Here is a 2,808-nt window from a genome sequence, read left to right as displayed (position 1 = left end):
GGGTTTTTGTGTGGGGGGGGGGGGGGGGTTTTTGGGGGCGGGTGGGTGTTGTGGGGGGGGGTCACGCGCCCCGCCACCGGGCAGGTTTTATCCCAGAATCGACCTCGGCTCCATAAACGCCCGTATCCCCCACTCACCCATCTCGCGCCCCACGCCGGAGTGCTTGAACCCGCCGAACGGCGCTTTCGGTTCATGGGCAAGCGTGTTCACCAGAACGCGACCGGAAACAATCTGCTGCGCCACGCGTCGCGCGCGGTCCGAATCGCCGCCCAGCACCAGCGCGCTCAGTCCGTATTCTGTGTCATTGGCAATGGCGACAGCCTCCGCCTCGTCCTGGTACGGGATTACGCACAGCACCGGGCCAAAAATCTCGTCGCGGGCAACCGTCATCTGGTTGTTCACGTCGGCAAACAGCGTCGGGCGCACAAACCACCCGTCTCGCGTCCCGTCCGGTCGCCCTTCACCGCCCGTCAGCAGGCGCGCCCCTTCTTCGATCCCTTTGCGGATATAGCCCTGCACCCGCTGCCACTGCTTCTCGCTGACCATCGGGCCAATCTCTGTCGCGCTATCGCGCGGGTCGCCGGATTTCACCGCCGCCACGGCCTCCGCCAGCGCGGTTTCGATCTCCGCCTTACGCGCCTGCGGCACCAGAATACGCGTCCCGGCCACGCACGCCTGCCCGCTGTTCATAAACCCGGCCTGGATCGCCAGCGGGATCGCCTGAGTCAGATCCACATCATCCAGCAGGATCGTCGGCGATTTACCGCCTAACTCCAGGGTCACGCGCTTAAAGCTCTCCGCCGCATTGCGCAGGATCGCCTTGCCGGTATTCGTGGAGCCGGTAAACGAGATTTTTGCCACGTCCGGATGGCGGCTGATGGTTTCACCTACCGTCTCGCCGCGCCCGGTGACGATGTTAAACACGCCCGGCGGCAGCGCGGCATCGCGCAGCGCTTCAGTGACGATCTGCGTTTGCAGAGCGCTCATTTCGCTCGGCTTGATGACTGCCGTACAGCCCGCCGCGAGCGCGGCCGCCAGCTTGCCGCAGATAAACCCCGCGTCGCTGTTCCACGGCGTAATAAGCCCGGCCACGCCAAGCGGCGTCATCTGCACCGTTGCGCCACCTGCGGGGGTGACGAATGCAAACGCCTCCAGCGCCTCAATGGCCTGAACAATCACCTCCGCCGGATAGCTGGCCATCCACGCCGAGCGCGAGGCGGGGGCACCGTACTCTTCAATGACCGCTTCCAGTAGATCGTCGTGGCGAGCGGCCACGGCGGCGTGCATACGTTTTAGCGCTGCGATGCGTTCCTGCTTTGTGGTCTGCGACCACGCCGGAAACGCCGCTTTTGCTGCCGCAATGGCGCGCTCTGCGTCGGCCTCATCCGCCAGACGAACCTGGCCGATGACCCGCGCCGTCGCCGGGTTGTACAAATCAAACCACTCGGTGCCGTGCGGGGTAACAAATTCGCCGTTAATAAAGATCTGTTCGATGGTGTGCATATAAACCTCCTCAGGCTGTGTGAACACAGTCTGGCACGGCTTCTCCGTTGCGATAATCCACGCTATGCTGCAAGGGTTGTTTCGATTTTCAGGATAATCTATGCATCGTTCAGGTCTGACAGAGCTCGAAGTTGTGATGGCCGTCGTGCGGCGCGGCAGCTTTCGCGCCGCAGCGCAGGAGCTGGGCATGTCCGCCACGGCGGTAAGCAACGCCATCGCCGGGCTGGAGAGCCGCCTTGATACCCGCCTCTTTAACCGCACTACCCGCAGCGTGGCGCTCACCGACGCCGGACAGCGCTACGTGGCGCGTATCGGCCCGGCTCTGCAGGAGATCCGTCTCGCCGGGGAGGAGATCCACAGTGACGCCGGGGAACTTACTGGCACGCTGCGCCTGAACGTGCCGAACCATATCGGCACCCTGTTTCTGGACCAGCTTCTGATCGACTTTATGATCCGCTACCCGAAGATGCGCGTAGAGACCGCCAGCGAAGCGCGAATGATCGACATCGTCGCGGAAGGCTATGACGCGGGGATCCGCCTGGAGGAGTCCGTGCCGCAGGATATGATCGCCGTGCCGTTGACCGGGGAGATCCGCCAGCTGGTCACCGCCACGCCGGACTATTTTGCACGCCACGGCATTCCGCAGACGCCGGACGATCTGCTTTCACATCAGGGGATCGGCATGCGCATGGCCCACGGCGGGATCTACCGCTGGGAGCTGGCGCGTCGGGGGGAAACGTACGCCCTTGCCGTGCCGCCGCGCTTTGCGACGTCCGATCTTTTTGCCTCGATCCGCGCCGTGAAAGCGGGATTAGGGGTGGGATTTTTGCCAGAACTGTATATCCGTGAAGAGCTTGAGCGTGGAGAACTGGTGAGCGTCTTAAACGACTGGGCGCAGCCCTTTGCCGGGCTGCGCCTGTATTACCCCGGCCATCGCCACGTTCCGCCAGGGCTGCGGGCGCTGGTGGCGATGATCCGCGAGCGCGGGATTATTCCAGGTTAGCCTTATTCAGCCCGTAAGCCGCATCCAGCGCGCCGGGCGCCATGCGGGAGGTGATCCCCAGACGGTTCCAGGCGTTGATCGCCACGATGGCGAAGTTCAGCTCTGAAATCTCAACGTCCGAGAAGTGCTCCGCCACGCTGCGGTACAGCGCGTCGCTCACGCCGTGAACGCCAATCTGGGTCAGCGCTTCGGTGAAGGCCAGCGCGGCTTTCTCGCGGGCGCTGAACAGCGGAGACTCGCGCCAGGCCGCCAGATGGTACAGGCGCAGCTCGCGCTCACCGGCGATTTTGGCCTCTTTCGAG

3 protein-coding genes are annotated in these 2,808 nt (G+C 63.9%); 1 reads left to right on the top strand and 2 read right to left on the bottom strand.

Annotated elements, in window-relative coordinates; genetic code table 11:
* Positions 1-87: 87 nt before the first annotated feature.
* Positions 88-1,503, bottom strand: a complete 1,416-nt coding sequence (locus tag ACOJUJ_RS27565; RefSeq protein WP_420130150.1) for an aldehyde dehydrogenase family protein — start codon at positions 1,501-1,503, stop codon at positions 88-90.
* Positions 1,504-1,603: 100 nt separating this feature from the next.
* Here ACOJUJ_RS27565 and ACOJUJ_RS27560 point away from each other — a divergent pair, with 100 nt between their 5' ends.
* Complete coding sequence (locus tag ACOJUJ_RS27560) at positions 1,604-2,506, top strand: LysR family transcriptional regulator (RefSeq protein WP_042717340.1); 903 nt, start codon at positions 1,604-1,606, stop codon at positions 2,504-2,506.
* Here the strand turns inward: ACOJUJ_RS27560 and ACOJUJ_RS27555 are convergent.
* Positions 2,493-2,808, bottom strand: a 316-nt coding sequence (locus tag ACOJUJ_RS27555) for a carboxymuconolactone decarboxylase family protein (RefSeq protein WP_420130149.1), incomplete at its 5' end; no start/stop codon positions are given. The genes ACOJUJ_RS27560 and ACOJUJ_RS27555 overlap by 14 nt on opposite strands.

The sequence above is a fragment of the Longimicrobium sp. genome (assembly GCF_048594345.1).
Taxonomy (GTDB): domain Bacteria; phylum Gemmatimonadota; class Gemmatimonadetes; order Longimicrobiales; family Longimicrobiaceae; genus Longimicrobium.
The sequence above is the reverse complement of the archived record's forward strand: the minus strand, read 5'-3'. Positions and strand labels throughout refer to the sequence as shown.

What these genes read in the sequence shown, in the direction of transcription:
- ACOJUJ_RS27565 (WP_420130150.1), bottom strand. Translation starts at nt 1,503, where the DNA reads ATGCACACCATCGAACAGATCTTTATTAACGGCGAATTTGTTACCCCG.
- ACOJUJ_RS27560 (WP_042717340.1), top strand. Translation starts at nt 1,604, where the DNA reads ATGCATCGTTCAGGTCTGACAGAGCTCGAAGTTGTGATGGCCGTCGTG.